Annotated in this window: 13 protein-coding genes and 1 pseudogene; 8 read left to right on the top strand and 6 right to left on the bottom strand. The window is 39.4% G+C overall.

What is annotated here, in order from left to right:
* Nucleotides 1–192 precede the first annotated feature (192 nt).
* A complete protein-coding gene (locus GSQ19_RS29225; protein WP_011316675.1) occupies nt 193–3,864 on the bottom strand; it encodes an ATP-binding protein in 3,672 nt (1,223 codons plus the stop codon).
* Nucleotides 3,861–6,899 carry a hypothetical protein gene (locus tag GSQ19_RS29220; RefSeq protein WP_011316674.1) on the bottom strand — a complete coding sequence of 1,013 codons (3,039 nt, stop codon included), beginning with the start codon at nt 6,897–6,899 and terminating at the stop codon, nt 3,861–3,863. The genes GSQ19_RS29225 and GSQ19_RS29220 overlap by 4 nt, the downstream gene beginning before the upstream one ends.
* 149 nt (nt 6,900–7,048) lie before the next feature.
* Here GSQ19_RS29220 and GSQ19_RS30600 point away from each other — a divergent pair.
* Nucleotides 7,049–7,312, top strand: a pseudogene (locus tag GSQ19_RS30600) (SAM-dependent methyltransferase); the annotation flags it as partial.
* A gap of 32 nt (nt 7,313–7,344) precedes the next feature.
* Here GSQ19_RS30600 and GSQ19_RS29210 read toward each other — a convergent pair.
* Nucleotides 7,345–7,839 (bottom strand): hypothetical protein, encoded by a 495-nt coding sequence (locus GSQ19_RS29210; protein ID WP_011316673.1) that lies wholly within the window; start codon nt 7,837–7,839, stop codon nt 7,345–7,347.
* Nucleotides 7,840–8,118: 279 nt separating this feature from the next.
* On the opposite strand from GSQ19_RS29210, the gene GSQ19_RS29205 reads away from it, so the two are divergent.
* The 3 genes from GSQ19_RS29205 (at nt 8,119) to GSQ19_RS29195 (ending at nt 10,430) form a co-directional block, all read left to right on the top strand.
* On the top strand, nt 8,119–9,201 hold the full coding sequence (locus tag GSQ19_RS29205) for a tyrosine-type recombinase/integrase (RefSeq protein ID WP_011316672.1): 1,083 nt from the start codon (nt 8,119–8,121) through the stop codon (nt 9,199–9,201).
* 232 nt (nt 9,202–9,433) lie between these two features.
* On the top strand, nt 9,434–9,634 hold the full coding sequence (locus GSQ19_RS29200; RefSeq protein ID WP_011316671.1) for a hypothetical protein: 201 nt from the start codon (nt 9,434–9,436) through the stop codon (nt 9,632–9,634).
* A gap of 202 nt (nt 9,635–9,836) precedes the next feature.
* Complete coding sequence (locus GSQ19_RS29195) at nt 9,837–10,430, top strand: hypothetical protein (RefSeq protein WP_224312222.1); 594 nt, start codon at nt 9,837–9,839, stop codon at nt 10,428–10,430.
* 118 nt (nt 10,431–10,548) lie between these two features.
* Here GSQ19_RS29195 and GSQ19_RS29190 read toward each other — a convergent pair whose 3' ends face one another.
* Both GSQ19_RS29190 and GSQ19_RS29185 read right to left on the bottom strand, forming a co-directional pair.
* Complete coding sequence (locus GSQ19_RS29190) at nt 10,549–11,457, bottom strand: ATP-binding protein (protein ID WP_011316413.1); 909 nt, start codon at nt 11,455–11,457, stop codon at nt 10,549–10,551.
* A 5-nt stretch (nt 11,458–11,462) separates the two neighbouring features.
* Nucleotides 11,463–13,307 (bottom strand): Mu transposase C-terminal domain-containing protein, encoded by a 1,845-nt coding sequence (locus tag GSQ19_RS29185; RefSeq protein ID WP_011316412.1) that lies wholly within the window; start codon nt 13,305–13,307, stop codon nt 11,463–11,465.
* 23 nt (nt 13,308–13,330) lie between these two features.
* Here GSQ19_RS29185 and GSQ19_RS29180 point away from each other — a divergent pair, with 23 nt between their 5' ends.
* The 4 genes from GSQ19_RS29180 (at nt 13,331) to GSQ19_RS29165 (ending at nt 15,413) form a co-directional block, all read left to right on the top strand.
* Nucleotides 13,331–13,510, top strand: coding sequence for a hypothetical protein (locus GSQ19_RS29180; RefSeq protein ID WP_153228523.1), 180 nt, complete (start codon nt 13,331–13,333; stop codon nt 13,508–13,510).
* Nucleotides 13,511–13,620: 110 nt separating this feature from the next.
* Entirely contained in the window at nt 13,621–13,914 is a 294-nt protein-coding gene (locus tag GSQ19_RS29175; protein ID WP_011316670.1) for a hypothetical protein, read from the top strand.
* A gap of 399 nt (nt 13,915–14,313) precedes the next feature.
* Nucleotides 14,314–14,877 carry a GNAT family protein gene (locus tag GSQ19_RS29170; RefSeq protein WP_011316668.1) on the top strand — a complete coding sequence of 188 codons (564 nt, stop codon included), beginning with the start codon at nt 14,314–14,316 and terminating at the stop codon, nt 14,875–14,877.
* Entirely contained in the window at nt 14,874–15,413 is a 540-nt protein-coding gene (locus GSQ19_RS29165; protein WP_011316667.1) for a hypothetical protein, read from the top strand. The genes GSQ19_RS29170 and GSQ19_RS29165 overlap by 4 nt, the downstream gene beginning before the upstream one ends.
* A gap of 398 nt (nt 15,414–15,811) precedes the next feature.
* On the opposite strand, the gene GSQ19_RS29160 is transcribed toward GSQ19_RS29165, so the two are convergent.
* Nucleotides 15,812–17,116: an MFS transporter gene (locus tag GSQ19_RS29160; RefSeq protein ID WP_011316899.1), complete on the bottom strand. Its 1,305-nt coding sequence runs from the start codon at nt 17,114–17,116 to the stop codon at nt 15,812–15,814.
* Nucleotides 17,117–17,128: the final 12 nt, after the last annotated feature.

The following is a 17,128-nucleotide window of genomic DNA, read 5'->3' as shown; positions in this document are numbered from 1 at the left end:
TATTAGGAATAAGGTTTTTGATATTTTGCCATCTCAAACTAACTGCTAAAAGTATTGCAGTATATCTTTTTTATACTTATAAAAGTAATTACAAGTGCAGTCTAAGTACTGAAATTAGTGCTGATGCCTGATAATCTAGTGCAAACGTTTAGATTTTTTTTGGCTAAAAAGACATCTAGGTAACTTGGATGCTTAGTCTTCTTGAGCAAGAATCAAGTTTAATATATTCAACTCATTGGAAGTCAAAAGCTGCTTATCTGTGAATAACTTGTGCCTAATTTCGCTTAAACTATAGCTCCTAAAAACAACAAATGGAAATTCTCCGTACTGAGAGCTAATGGGCAAAATGTTGTCTACAGGAAACATACAACGGATATATTCAGCTAAAATATCTCGGAATGATTCTCCATCTGGCTCCTCTACACCCCTAGAAAAATAGTCTTTAATCGCTTCATTGCTGGTAAATATAAATAGTGGAATTGCATAATACTGGTCAAAACGCTGACTATTTTGCTCAAACCACTGTGTTCGCCTCATTTGTTTTCCAAGTAAATTAACTAGCTCAATTGCTCCAAAACTTGCTGAACGCAAATTTTCTGGATAGGCTTGATTAGAATTAATAGAATATAACTTTTTTAAAAGTTCATTATTAGCATAAGGTTTGAGTTCTCGCTCTAGACGCATTTCATAGTTTTCTTGAAGTGCTTTATTAGCTAAAGAAACTACTAGCATACTGCCACTAATGTGGCTGGCTTCTACAGGGCCAAAGCTTAATAGCTGATCCAAACCACTACTTACCAACTTCACAAACTGGTCTGCAAAGGACTCTCGCATTGACAGATAAGAAAGGGTTGGTGTCGGCGGGGAATTGTCTAAATCACTCAAGATAATCTTTACACGACCTAACAGTTGCTCTAGGCTCGTATAAACCTCTTTCAAAAGTTTGTCACTGCGACGACGAATATGCTCTTTCTTCAGTTCTTTGATTAAACCAGATATCTTACTCGTAAAGGTTTCACCTGCTGCAAATACCGACTTTCCCCCAATAGGAATCATCATAAAATGGTCTTTACCTATCTGCCCAGACCCAGAAATTCTTGTCATGACAGATGTCTTGAAAATTAATAGAATATTCACAAGACTCAGCACACTTTCTTGTAAAGAAAGCTCCGGGTCATCAGCGTAATATACAGCCCGCTCTGATAAATAAAGAATTAAATCTTTCTCCTCATTATCTAGGGTTTTGGTCATTCCATCTTCAAGGTAGTTACCGCGACCCCGGTAAATTACCTGAATAATTTCCATTAAGTTTTGCTCAATGGCAAAGCGAGGAATATCAACCAGAATATGTTTAGCTTTAGGAAATGATAACCCTCGACTAGCTGAGGCGGTCATAAAGACCACTTTTACGTCAGTATTACATTTTTGGATTTCTTCTTTTTCCTGCTCTGAAATATTAGCGTGAATTTCTAAGTAGTCCGTAAATAACTGAAAATTACGTCGATGTTTTTTTAGATATTCAGTCAATTCTTTTAATCTCTGCTTATCCTGGATATATACAATTACCTGTCCAGCTTCTGGGTTATCCAAGAAAGAATTAATATCTTCAGCAATCTCTGCTTGTACACGGTTAACTAAGCTATTGTTTTTCTCTAAAAAAGCTGAATTGCTATATTTAAAAGATTCTATAAATACTTTATAAGTAATGTTTAAACTACGAGCAGGGTAAGAGTTAGAATTGATGACAGTTGCGCCTAATCCCTTAAACTTGAAATTTTGTACTGAAAGGGGTGATTCGTTCTCTGACGCTCGCCGATAAAAGATTTTGTCTGGTTCTGAAACTGTAGTAGAAAGATGCTGTTGAATGACATCTGGGTCAACAATAGAAGCATCAGCTACAATAATTTTGGTATTAAAGCCATATTGGGAATTAGTCAGCTCATATTGGCGAAGGATAGAACTGATGCGGTTTAAGAATTCTACACCGCTATGGTCTCCTGTAATCTCATCAACCATGATAAATATATGTTTAATGCGTTGAGAGATTTTCTTCATTTGGTCAGGAATGACTGAACCTTCACTTTGGTTATAGGCGTTCCTAAATATCTTCTCAAAATGGCGGAGAGTGTCTTGGCCGTTTCCCGTTTTTTTCAAAGATTGTAGCGAAATTGTTGCCACTATATTATTGGAAAGTTGACGGTCTATAATTGTGTAAATAGCTTCACAGATACTATCTAAAACTCCTTTAGTCTGCTCACCAGCATCCTGAATTAAATCTTCCATTTTGCGCTGGAGTCTTTGAGAAGCTGAGGGACGCCGCTCAATAAGAGCTTGACCATCGATAAAATGAACAGCTTGCTCTGTAAAGTCCCCTTCTCGTAAATTAGAGAAATACTGCACAGTACAGTGTCCACCATTAGCTTGAATAATGTCTGCATTGGTATTGATGCAAAACAGTCCGTGATTCTCCAATGGTGCTGCAATGCTCCCGCCCAATGATTCTCCCGGTTGACTCTTGAACTTCTCAATTACGTCCTTGTTAACGTTTTTTCTGGGACTGACATAGAAGAACAAAAAGCCATCGTCGAGATGCTGTTTGAGAAATTCTACAATGGTTGTGGTTTTACCAATGCCAGGATTGCCAGTTAAGAAAACATAAGGATTGTCATTAGTCAGGGCAGTTTGAATTAGGGCGGTGTGAGCCGAACGTAGGTCTAGACTACCACTCAGTCCGAGTTGAGCCATTAATTGAGGCGGCACTTCCCCGCTTGAGTTGAAAAACCCTGTTACTCGCTCCTGGTGAGCAACCAAAGTAGTTGTGTCAGGTGGCACTGCTAAAAGAGAGTTTATAAATGTCTTGCCATCAACAAAACTCTCAGCTGCTTTCCTTTTGATGATTCTGAGAACTTGTTGACGAGCTTCGGCGATCGCTTGACCGCTTTGTTGCTGCTTATAAATGCGGTGGCAGGTATTTAAGATATCTAAATTTTCTCGATTTACTGACATGGCACTAACGCCCCGGTCAGTGTAACCCATAACGTTAAACATCACGGAGTCAGCTTCTTGGAGAAGAGAGTGCTGTCGTAAAAACTTATAGAAGCTATGAGCATAACTGGCGGCTTGGATTAATTTGACACTCTCTTTGTCCTTGCGCTTGAAAGCTGTGAAATAACGAGCAATCCCTTCAGAAAAGGTTAATCCAAGTTTTGTGGTGTCTGTTCCCGTGTCGATACTAAGTCCAGAGAAAACACTTTTTGAGCGTAAATAACTAATTTCACTGAGCAGTAATTGCCGTATAACTTCTACATTATCTAAATCTTTAATATCTTCAGCTGACTTAATCGAGAACACTGATAAATCCACTGAGAGGATACGAAACTGTTTGCCGTTGTGCAGCAGCATTAAAGTATCAGCCCTAAGAAACTCTCCTTGCTGCTTATAGCGACCGATATCAACCTTGATATTTCCTAATTGTGACAAGATATCTCTAAAGACTTGTTCCTCACCCTTAACAAGAATACCAAGGCTGTTGTCATCACAAAAGTTACACTGGTAGTATAAAATTTCCAGCTTTCGCTGTTTCCAACCTGTTGATTCCAGGTACTCCCTAAAGAAATTTAAGCCGGATAAAAACCCCTTTTGGAGAAAGAACACACTCCACTTAGCAATGATTTTACTATCACTATCATTAATTACGTTAGCGCGGTCAACTATACGTCGATGCAGTTGTGGAAACCGCAATGCTTGTAAGTCACATTGATATAAATCTCTGAATCGGTGATTCAATTGGTTTTGCTGAATATAAGCAAGGATGCCAACATTGAAGCCGATTTCAAATAATCTTCCTAAATCTTCCGCAATCATTTCCGCTCCTCTCCTTCTACATTCAAAGCACGTCTAACTTCAGTTAAAAAGGCTAAAGAGTTAAAGCTTACACTCCTAGTGGTGTGCTTGAAAACTGACAATTTACCAACCGCATCATCCCCAATTATGTTTTCGTAAGGGTCAAGTTTAAAGCTAATGTTCCGATTCTTTCTGGGAACAGCTTCGTAACGCGAAAAGTGGAATAAGGTTAGATATTGCAAGATATCATTTTTGATAGGATTGTTTTCGCGGTCATAAATTAGTCCCCTACGGATATCTTCATCATCTAGAATGTCATCATAGACATTTAGCAAGGTGGCGTAGGAAATTACCCCGTTGTAGTAACGCTCGTCATCTTGACCGACTTTAATTCCATTGAAGAGATTGAAAAAGACAACAGCTTTCTTGCTGGGATCTTCAACTAAGCTTGTTAGTTCAAGCGTGTCTTGTATGTACAGAGAACTAACAGTCTGCCCTAGATTTACCACATAATATTTATCAAAAAATACTGGATATATTTTGATGTCGTCTCTATCTCCCTTTAAAGCCTTGAGTACAGGTGTAGACATGAAAAATAGTGATTCATCTTCATCACTCTGAGTCATATTGAGAGTGCTAGAATATGGAGACTTGGCAATATACATAAAGTGCCGATAGCCCTGGCGGTACAATTTGTCCACTTCATCAATGACAATAGTAGGTCTTTGAAACATCTGCTGATGTTCATAGTTTGCTGCGAAGGTGTTGAGCCTTTCTAAGCGAACTGTGCCATCCTGTAGACGCTCTACTCCTACAACTTCTCCTAACAAGTTTGATATTCGTTCTCCACCTCGCCAACTGGCATCACTCTCACGGCTAGAGACTATAATAATTGCTAGTTTGTCTAGCTGGGTGTTGTAAGAAGAAGCGTTGAATTTAAATTTTTTGGGCAGTACAGAGTAAAGAGAACTTAGACCATTTTCAATTTTGTAAGGATTCAGGTTTTTGACACAGAATCCTTGAGTACTGGATTGATGTTCTTCGCTCAATAAGTGGGATAAAATTTTAGAGAGCGAGCGCATAAATTCTTCTTCTGGTGTGGAGTTCTGCTTAATATTCAGTTGTAACCGCACAATGGGAATAAACAGTTTATCTTTGACAGACTCAAGCAGTACTTTCAGGCAGATATAAATAAGCAGAGAAAAAGTAAATCGGTAAATAAACGCTTTGGGGGAGTCAGGATTGTTGAAAATTTGCTCTCGTAACTTTTTATGATTGTAGATGAATAAAATTGGTTTTTGATCTTTGAAAGAATTATTGTAGATGTTCTGACAGTTTTCTTCAGTAAAAGGAACCAAAAGAATTGGTAGTGCTTTAATATTTGTGATATCATACGCCATGCTAAATATTTGGCGGTCATCAGTGGGGAAATAGCGAATATCTTCTACTGCAATACTGACAGAAAGATTGCAAAGGTAGCTGCTATCAACATGAGGCTCCCTGATGGCAATATACTTTAGGGCTTCTCGTGACTTCTCACCAAAGACAGGCTTGAAAAATGTAGCATCAGTTAAAATGCGGTCTAAATCGCGCTCTAAAATGCCTCTTTTAACGCCGAGATAAAGCGGATACTCTCGTCTTTTTAGAATAGGCTTATCTTTGAGCAAATCCTTAAGTAACTGCCTGAGTTTTTCAATTTTTATTTTGACGTTAAATTTTTCAATTCCTTCCTTAATTTTGGCAAATATTTTCTTTTTAGCTTCTTCGTCAGAACCTTTAAGTACAGGTAATACCTGTTGCTCAAAGACCGAAACAGGTTCATAATTTAGCTCTGAATTTTCTTGGTAGTTATCTGCTAAAGGATTACTCCTAGAAGCAAATATAAAATAGTATAAAAATATTATTTTTAATACTTTTTCTTTGAAATAATCACTTTTAAAAGAGTCCCCTAATCCCGCCTTATGTTCCTGACTTTCTGGGTCGATTAGGTTGAGGTAATAATCTAGTACAGAAAGTGGCTTGTCTCCGTAAGCTTGAACTGTACCGCCAAATTTTAGTTTGAAACCAAAAATAAACTGCTGCTCTCCTTTAGTATCATCTTTTGTTTCTCCTAAATACCCTTCTATTAAGGGAATAATGGGGAGAATATCTAAAGCTTCGGCACGAGAAAATAAGTCTCTGTAGTTGACTGACTTTCCGGCATAGTTTACTTGGTAATGACCATACCCTCGGTTGATATCATTGATATATTCTTCTAGTAATCGTAGCCGTCGAATTAAATCTTGAAGATATATTTTGCCATCTACACTATCGTTAACATTCTCCAAAATAAACTCTAAATACCTGATTTTCGCCTCTCGTTTGAGCATACCAATAGCTTCGGTATACATAACTCGTTTGAGTTTGTAAAAGTCAGATTTTTGATTTTTAATCAGTTCTTCTAGTGTGTCGCTTAATTCCTCTAAATCACTCTCAGTTTCTTCGCTAAATTCTTGTTGGATATAATTATCAAGACTGGAAGAAAGTTGAGAATCAAATCCCTTGACATCTTTAACTGTGATGATTAGTTTATGAAGTTTCAAGAGAGAATCACTGCCTGAACGGTGGCGCTGAAGACTGAGCCGCTGTTTTTGCAAACCTGTATACTCTCCGAAAGGATAAGTAAATCCCAGAGATGGCTTTGTACCTTGAAAAGACTGTAAATCTGTCAGTAATTGCGAAATCGCTGATTCTACTGTTTTGTTTGGTGGTAATGCGGCAATCAAGAGGTTTTGCAAACGATCGCGGATTAGCCTGATTTGCTCTGGGAAATTTTTACTTGTGCGATCGCTAAGGTTGATAGTTGCACAACGAATCCCGCTAGCAGATGCCAAAGGGCTTTCCACTTGTGAATTAGCAACCAGATCGGCGATTTTGTCAATATTAATCCGCAATCGACTGTCATCTGGGGAGAACTGGAATGGGTTTTGACTGGGCAGCACTTCCAAGATTTTGTTGAGTAAACTGCTGTAATCTAAGGGAGCTAAATGATTGTCACCTTCAGAAATAATATTCACCCTAATGTCTCCTACAAATGGTTGAGATAGTGTAAAATGCCTTGATTGATAGTGGCGATATAAACTACATCATCTGCGCTCTTAACATTAAAAAGCAATACATTTGCACTATTACAGCATAAGAAATCAATGCTAGGCAAGTAGGGACAGATTTAGCGATCGCCACTGGATTTAGTTGCTATTTTGTACTTGAATATTGGGCTGCTGCGATCCTTGAGGTCTAACAAGTTTTAAAACCAGGTGGACATTTTGTGTTTGACATCCTCAATCCAGAACAAGCTTTAGCCGAAGATTGGTCAGTTGAAACATAGTTGGGTGCTAAAGTGTTTCTGGAATCTGTGGCTGAGTGGGAAAAAACAATCACGGGAAAATCCACAACTAAAACTAGCGCGTCTCAATTCATTAGGGCTTATTTTGGGTCAAGACAATTGTTTTATAGCGAATTTCAAAAACCCCCAACATCTTCTCCTCCCAACCTGCTTGAGTCTTCCCCAAAAATCCAGTCGCTATCACTGTCGGCATTACCTTCGCCATCCACTTGAAGATTTAAGGAAGGTATTAGCTGTTCAATTTGGCTTTCAAGTCGGGAGATCGCCAGCGTTAAAGATGCAAGTTGCTCCCTATCCTTCTTAATTTCATTTGAAATTCCCACCCGCAATTGATTTAACCGCTCCTGGAGGGTATGTACTTCCGTTTTGGTCGCAGAAGGAATATTCACCTTCTCTTCCAGGGCGGCGATTTGAGCTTTCAAAGCTTCAATTTCGGCAGCAGTTGCACTATCTGCATCATCCGGACTCTCTTCCACAAGTGCTTGTTTAATACAATTCAGCACAAACTCCTTAAAAGTGAGGCGCAACTCCTCAGCACGCTGCTTGGCCTGCTTCACCAACTCCCGGTCTTCTTCAGACAGAAGTTTTATATTTATCTGCGGATATTCCACCAGTCCCTCGCGCTTTTGTTGTGGAGAAGTGATTTCTAACCAGTTCTTTAACCATTTGCTTCGAGTTCTAATATTTACTTACTCTCCCTACCTCCCTATCTACCTCTACTTCCCCTACTCTTCTCACTACCATCATCGCATACGGGATATCCGCGGATATACGATATAGATTATTTTCAATGAGTAATTTTGTGGTGCTTGGGAAAGAATTATCATAAAGATACCGGGAATTACAGTTCTCGGCATCATAATTATCAGTGGGGGTTGGGGAATTTTATTATGGAAAATTTACCCGTCAAAAGCGTGGAATCACTTGCTGTGGAGGTTGTGACTCTACCACTTGATGAAGCTCGTGTCGCGCTTGTGGATTATTATTTCCCCAACCGCCAGAAAATTAATTCCACACAACAGCTAATTGAGCTATGGGTGCATTCTGTCACTATCAAAAGCGACCAAACGCGACGGGCATATCGGCAAATTGGTTATGAGCTTGTCGATTATATGCAGTCGCGGTTTGGGATATCTGATTTGAGGATGGTAACGTTATTCCATCTACACGCTTATCTGGCTTGGCTCAAAGATGAAAAGCCAGTACGCGGAAAGAAAAATACTTATGGAATTAGTAAAAATACTGCGGCTAAATACACGGCGGCGATTAAAAGTTTGTGGGAATGGGGTACTAGAGCTTCTATTGGTTATTTTGCTATCGACTTGGGCAAGGACTTAAGCATCCAGTGGGACGATAAGCTCGCAGAGCGCATTTTGTCGGAACGCGAGATTGCTAAGTTGGAAAAAGCGGCGATGGCAGTAGACTTGCAACACAACACTAATAAGATGCACTGGTTGCTGTTTACTCTCATGTTTTACAGTGGGGTGAGGGCAGGAGAAATTGCGCGGCAAACTTCTGATTATGGTAAGCGCGTAATTACGCCGGGGTTATTTTGGCGGCAGTTTCGGGAGGATGGGGACTGTCTGTTGTTAACTGTGACGGGGAAACGAAATAAAACTAGAACCATTAGTCTCGATCCGGAAACTAGTGCAGTGTTACTGGATTATCGTGGGGATGCCAGCAATGATCGGCCGGTGTTTCCTAGTCCCAGTCGGCGGGATAGGGGTAAACCTTTAAGCGATCGCGGGTTGCGACTGATGATGGAGGAAATTTCTACTTGTGCGGGAATTAAGTTCAGCGCCCACTTTCTCCGCCACACTCACGCAACACTGGCTAAAAAAAATGGAGCTTCTGATTTTGACTTACAAGCAGATTTGGGCCACGCTTCCCCAGCGACAACTGCAAAGTACATTCACCATGTTGGGCGTGTTGGGACTTCTCACGCACTGCGTAAAAAAAGCAAACATCGGTAAAAAGCGTAGGCGTAGGCGTAGTCTCTCGTAGAGAAGGTATCGCTTCTGCCGGGCGGTTCGGCCATCGCACTCATACGCTCATCATGATAGTGTCAAGGTAGTTATCAAGATGGAAACACGCTCAGTTGTCCTGATCACGGACAAGTTTACCTAGATATTACCTAGACATTACCTAGATATGAGCAATACAGGGAGAACAAAGAAGCTAGCATCTTTCAACTGTGACCAAAAGATGTGGGAGCAGTTTATCGCCCGTTGCAACTCGAAAGGCACGACAGCAACAGCGACGCTCACCCGTTTTATTGAGCTATACCTAGATGGTTCTCTAGATGACCTTGATGCAATTGCTGGTAATGAAAATAAACGCCTGGTGTACATTAAAGAATTATTTGTCAGTTTTAAAGAATTAGTGTCCAGGCACTCGATTTTTTGAGTCCTTTGGAATGAGAGCCAAGCTCTAGTTCGGTAAATTCCAGTTTTAAAGAATTAGTGTCACTTTTCACCCACAATAGTAAAATCATGCTCTAACAGGTACGGAAACAGTAGTTTGGGCATTCCAAAGGGCATAATTGGCGGGCGTGACTTGAGAATTGTTATCTAGGTAACGTATAGGTATTACCTATAACGATAAAACATTGTTAGAGCCTGGTTTAGCGGCTCTAACTGTACCTAGACTTGACGTAAATATGAGCAACACTGGACGTAATAAAAAACTAGCTTCATTCAACTGCGATGTAGAACTTTGGGAAAAGTTCACCCGCCAGTGTCGAGATAACAGTACAACAGCCACTGCCGTACTAATTAATTTTATCTCCCAGTATGTAAATAATCCCTTAAACGAAGTAGTTAAGAGTTCAAGGAATATAAAAGATCCAGGAAAAATAGATTGGGAACATCTGATTAAACAACAGGTAGATAAGTACCTAGAACAACATTTGCCCTCTTACCTGGATAAACATATAGCTAGTAATCAGCAAAAAAGTCAAAAACGACAAATGAATACTCAAAATAAAGAGTATTGGTTAGTCAAAGAGCGAGCTAAATATTTAGGAAGAGAAATAACTGATAATCAACTCATACATATCGAATTGTATGCTAATGATGCTTTTAAACAACGGCACGGAACTTTACCCAAGAAAAAGCTATTTCAGAATATTGAATTTTTTACTTATCCAAAAAGTGATGTTGATATTTTAGATGTAGCGATATTAAAAATAACGGGTGATTAAAAAATCTAAAAAGACTTACCTTTATGAAAGTGGGGGAACTCAAACTTGTGCTAGAGACGAATGGGACTTTTCAACTAGGATACTCCATTAACAATGGTTATCTGTTTGAGTTTAGTAGCTAAGTGGATATTCTGTTAACAGGTTTACTACGAGTGAACAGAATGGACTTTAAAGATGAAATATTTAGAGCTAAGTCAGGCTTTTCTAGGGAGAAAATTGCAATTTTTCGTAGCATTTCATATAAAGTTTCAGCCTGTCCCCCTGACCTTTCATAAAGAATGTTTACAATGCCACTATCACTTGTAAGATTTAATGGTTGCTTCCAGCCATCTAGAACTTGAGACTCCCAACTTGATATGACTTCTGCTGTTTCTTGTTTTTGAAATGAGCTAAATTCATGCCAATCTAAGAATGTATTGGCTACATCTGTATATTTCTTACTTTGACGAGTGAGAATTTCATGTAGATAAAGCGAACCAACAGGAACTACGGAAATTTTTAAATGGCGAGTAATTTCAACAAGCTCGTTAAAAGATTGATAGGTGAGGTAATGTGCATTCCCAATGATTAGCACACTAACGTTGTAGTAACTAAGTGTCATCCAAGTACGATTTCTTAAGAGTTTTAATTGACATACGCCCGTAAAAGGATTACTCAGTTCTGACAAAATTGCTAGAAATAAATCTGTTGGCGTACCCGGTTGCTGAACTTGTGCATAAACAACAGGCATAGGAATTGTGTGTAAGGTTCCACGTTTGCGTACATATCTCAAGCGATAAAATTGACAAGCTTTTCTTAAATCTGCACAACTAACTGCAACAACATAACCATTAGCTCTAGACTCACGTTGGAAATCTAACCAATTGAAAAGTTGTCGGTCTCGAATGAAAAGGTAATAGGTATCGCTTTTTCTTAGACGCTCAATCAAAGATTCTACTTCTGGTGAATGTTTTGATAGCGCTTCGGGAGAAGTTTGAGGCTCTTGTTCTTCTATAAATTGTTGATAATTTGGTGATGATTGCGTCATAAAAGCTACCAATTCTCTTCAATAATTTGGTTCCAGTCATAAGCAATGCTTTGACTCGATTTAGCGCATTGTTGTTTAGGCTCACTGACCAAATTTATTGCTGATTGTTGAGATAGCTCAGGAGCGTCTGTTTCCTTTTCTAAAACAACAGTAGTCTCGTTTTCTTCAGGAAATAATTCAATGACTTTGCTTTGAACCGATTTGCGGTTAATGCGTTTTTGTTCTGATGCTCGTCGTTGTTTAAGAGTCCTAATTTTCTCTTGAGCAAACTCATTTAAAGCTAGTCGCTCTGATAAAATTGACGACTGGTCAATAGTTTTACCACAAGAACGAACCTTTTGCTTTATTGCCTTCCACTCCTTCAAGGACAGACGTTCTTCATCTAAATCTCTGGCTTTTACCGTACCTAGAAAAACAGACGCTTGATTGTTCTTCTCCACGCTATAAACCAGGAGAGTAACAATATTGCTGGGATTGTATCTGAGAGTAACTTGCTGTCCCTCAAACTTTTGTAGCCAAGTGGCACTATAGATTAGACACTCAAACTGTACACAGCCATACGCTTGCACACAGCGCGGTACTGTCTTCATTAAGCATATATCTAACTCGCGTTCTTCTAATAGCTTAGGTTGTTTGCCAATTAACCCTGCCCACCACCGTTGAATTCGTGTCTGATTTTTGACTCTAGGATAGAGATGTTGATTGTAGTGGTCAACAAAATATCGAGTTAATATTTTCTCAAATTCTTCGTAGGTTATACAGGCATATTTTTCGGCATCTAATGGTCTTTTTTGGACATTGGAGCCTTTATAGCCAGGTAGCATTGACAAAACTTCTTTATTTGCTTTATCAAACAGGCTTTCAATCAGACCTCCTTGCTGTGGATAAGCACGTAACCGTAGTTGAATATTCAAATCCATTGCAATTCGTCGCAAATGCCCCGATCTAAATTCCTTGGCTCGGTCTGTGACAATATATTCAGGCAGTCCCGCAAGCATCCACTCATGTTGTATTTGGTAATCAGGCGGATACTGTTTGGCTAAAATCGCATGACGCAGGGCTAGTGCTACTTCATGAGACCCTGCTGCCTCAAAGCCCAGATAGAACCCCATTGCACACCCGGAATAGCTATCGATGACCACAGTAATGTAGAGACTGCCAGCTAGTTCTAAATTCTCATCTACTAATAAAGTGTCTAAACGAGTATGGTCTATTTGCCAGACTTGATTGCTACGCTCAACTACTAACTCTCCTGCCGTTGTCTTAATTACAATCCGAGAACCTTGCCCTGGATGTCGGACTTTTTTCTTTTCGACTAAGGGAGCTAGCACTTGATAAACAAACACATGGCTTGGGTATTCACTCTCTTTCAACCCTAATTCCAATTCGGCGTGTCCCTTCACCTGGTTGTAAACTTGGTTGCGATTCATGCGACGGCTATTTTTATTGCCATCTCTATAAGTTTTTTCGATAAAATTCACCCAATACTCGACGCTGGGCTGCCACTGCTTTTTCCCTCTACGTTTACCAGCATCCGCGCGTTTGGTTTTGATTATTGCTGCTAATCCTTCAATGTCTGCCTTAGACAACATACGGGTAATGGTTCTTGGATGCTTCCCTAATTTTTGCGCCCACTGTCTGATACGTTCCTGTTTGCCATTATCAGAATTAGTCTGGATATCCTCTATCGCATCCATTTTCAAGAGAATTTCTCTTTTCATCTGGGCATCCTCAATTTGCTCAATCAAGATTTTGTGGTCTTGTTGAGTGGGAGCCGTCAACTCCATGCCTATGGGTGTCACCTCAAACAGATTATTTTGTTCACCTTGGCTAACTTTCTTTTCTAGCATTGCTGCTTTTAAGTATCACAAACGTGCAACTTCCGCTTAAAGCGGCATTTAATTATTTAAGCTTAGAGGTGCCACTTTTTCAAGAAAAGGCATTTAATTATTTAAATTTTGAGGAGTCAGTTTTTAGAGAAAAGGCATTTAATTATTTAAAAGCCTTCAAAGAATATAAAAGGGCTAAAAAGCCTAAAATACTTACTGTATAAGCTTTTTAGCCTCTATAACAGCAAGACATTAATTCCTTAAAATTGACAAATAATTCTTTAATGGACACCTGGACTCTTTAGAACAAAAAACTGAAGAGATAACAGCGCAAATGAAACAATTTACTGAGGCGATTATTAAAATTCAAAATTATCTCAACAACCAACCGAAACGGCAGAAGAAATCGTACAATAATAATTCATATTATCAAGGGCAAACTCCTCGAATCCAACCGCTAACGGAAGAAGGTTTAGCTTCAAGACTTGGTGTAAGTGTAGAAACTATACGCGAGCAGCGAATTAATCTGCCACCACCGCTTTTTGTGGGATGGTGCAAAGGCAAGGATAGAGCAGGGTTAGGATGGGAATTTAATCAGGATACGGGGTTATATCATCCGGCAAGTTAGAATTTCTGAATTTACACTGATTCACTCTGTTAATGCGATCGCGGGTAAGAAAAAGAATAGGGCTTTAGTTCCTCCTGGAGATAATGCCGATCTGCGCTAACACTACGGTGCTGGCTCGTCTACACAAACAAAACTTCCCTCCAGATAAGGGATTAGAACCAACAGAGCGTTCTGATTATTTTGTAACTGAAAGCTAAAATTTTAATGTTGAGTGCTGAACCTTTACCCTACTATGTGGATAAAGAAAATAGTTTGGTAGTTATTGGAGAAATTTCAGATGATGCTGTGCTTGCTGGTTGGCATAAAGCTATTGATATACGCATTCACATTTACTCTTTTATCTACCAGTCAAATAGCAGTCACAAGCTTTAATAATCAGTTGACAATTAGGAGCTTTAGGTGCAGCGAAAAATCGAGTTAAAAAGGGGTGTTGATAATACACCTGTTGAAGCCTATCTGGTAGATTTAGGACAAAAACATGTTGATGATTATGTCAATGATTGGATCGAAAAGTTAAGGTTATTTACTCAAGAAGATAAATACTGGGACTGGATATTTAAATTAAGATATATTGCCAATCAAGCAAATCTTGAAGGTTATGCAGTTGAGTGCGAAAACAAAACTCAAGGATTAATGATAATAGAAACACAAATGCACGGTTCCCGGTTGAATATTGGTAAGAGACTAGTTTATGTTGATGGTATTGCAACTGCCCCCACTAACCGAATTGAAATTCAGCGTCCGCCTCAATTCAAAGGTGTTGGTCAAGCACTTTTAAATTTTGCCAGAATTAGAAGTGTTGAGCTTGGGTATGAAGGTAGAGTTGGGTTGCATTCTTTACCAAGGTCTGTAGGATTTTACGAAAAACAAAATATGTTTAACTGCGGGCCTGAAGAAGAATACGATAATTTGGTTTATTTTGAGTATGGTGTATTGAGACGGAGAGCCGATGAAAATTTATGAATCATCAACAGCAAAATAATAATTCTCAGGTGAACGAGCCAGTAACAACCCAAGAAGCTATAGATTTACTTTTTGGTGAAGGATGGCTCGATGAGGCTGTTCGTATCGAAGATGAAGCCAATTGCACTATTGGTGCTGGTTTAGATTGGGGTAATGCACTACCACCTTTAATGCTCAACCTTCCTTTATTTGGTCGCCTATCAACGCTGCGTGTATCACTTAACCGTGAAATCAGGCTAATAATTGAAACATGGGATTTAGGTGTAGGTACAACTTCTGCAACAGAGACGGCAAGGAGACGCATTAAAGAACGGTTGTTATCTCCTGCGCCTGAGCTATTACCTTACTTAGAAGCCACACTGCTGCAAGATGATTTATACGGTGAAGAGTTTATATCTAACCGCGAAGCTCTCAAATCGCTACTTGCAGTACTTCTTACTGATTATGATAGAGCAGAAATTGCAGAAACGGCTGCTAATTCAATACGCGCACAAGTTATGTCGCAGGTGAATTTTTCCGAAAAACTTTCTGCTTAAATACCTAATATAATAACAAAAAGCTTAAAAGCTTAATATAATAACAAAAATAGTGTATATCTATCCTTTTTTAAGTTTTAAGAGTTAAGAATGCTGGCTCTCCCAGAGTTGTTATGATAAATTAACAATAAAAATAGTCTAAAATTATTGATACAGAAAGGTTTTAGCAATGCAAAATCAAAGATTTAATAAAAATATACTTGATTTGTTTAAAAGCCTCGCTATGTAATAATTGAAGCTGACATTAAGTATTAATTTTACATAGCTAGTCTAGGAAAGCCTAAACTTTTAGCTCAAGATATGGGTTCAAAGGACAGTTATTCATTCATAATTTAATTTTGTCTGATGTCTTCCTTAGAAATTGGCGTATTATCAGCGATATCTCCGATGGGCTACGCTTACGCATCAGGCAATTGAGTTTCTAATAAACGTAGAGGCTGGTATAAATAGAAGCTTACTGTGGCTAACATAGTCAGTATTCCCATAAGAATAAATAATAGGGCAATGCCGTATCCTTTCCCTACACCAATAATCTGTCCAAGGTTTCCGGCTAATAACCCTCCTGGAACAAGTAAAGGTTCAAAGACATGATCGGCTAAGGGGCCTGCCACAAGGCTAGCAAGCGGTAGAGATCCCCAAGTAAGCATACGTCGCAAAGCAAAAACTCGTCCCTGGACAGCAAGCTCAACTTTGCTTTGCCAAATAGCTTGATCGCAACTGTTGACAATGGGGAAGCCGAAGAAGTAGGTAAACGCAGCTGCAAAGAAAACTGGTGCTGCTGGTTTGATTCCAGCCATGATAATAGATAACCCACCCAACAGGGTAAAGCCCAGTACAGCATGAATACGTCGCCGTGAACCACCCCAAAAGCTCATAACACAACTGCCAAGGAGCATACCACTGCCACCAATTGATAGTACAGTGCCTAAGACAGTAGTGGAAGTAAAAGATAGAACTAAAGGTGTAATCAGTACGTTAACAGTTCCTACCAAAAAATTTTTGATAGCAAAAAATATCAATAATGCCAGTAGTCCGGGTCGAGTAGTGATGTATTTCCAGCCAGACACCGCCTCCCCTAGCAGGGATTTGTTTTTCTCTACATCTGCGATCGTAGTTTTGATCTTAGGGAATCGAACGAGCATCTGCGTGGCGATCGCCAAAACAAACGTCACACTATCTAGTAATATGACACCTTGAAGATTGATTGAGACTACTAGTATTCCTGCTAAGGCTGGTGCAATTAACCGTGATACTGCTTCTGCAAACTGTACCATTCCATTAGCACGCCCTAAGTGCTGTTTAGGAACGAGTAATGTTGTGACAGCAGCATAAGCAGGCCACTGGAAGGCACTGAACATTGAACTGATGGCAACAATAAGGTAAATTTGCCAAACTTGGAGTTGACCCAGCCACAGCAACAGGGCAATTATCAGACTACCTAAACCTGCTCCAGCATCACTAAAAATCATCAGCCAGCGTCGATCCCATCTGTCTACTAACACGCCTGCTAATGGTGCTATTAAAAGACCTGGTAGTAGTGAGAATAAAGAAATGAGTGCATACTGTGTAACTGATCCAGTTCTTTGATAAACCCAAACTCCTAGTGCAAACCCTGTGAGACTCGAACCCAGCAGTGAAACTAGTTGTCCAAACCAAATGAAAGTAAAAACTCTCATGCTTTGGGCTACAGCAAATTGTGGCATTTAATTCTCCTG

The organism is Trichormus variabilis 0441, assembly GCF_009856605.1.
Lineage (GTDB): Bacteria > Cyanobacteriota > Cyanobacteriia > Cyanobacteriales > Nostocaceae > Trichormus > Trichormus variabilis.
Note: the sequence above shows the minus strand (reverse complement) of the source record. Positions and strands in the feature narration are given on the sequence as shown.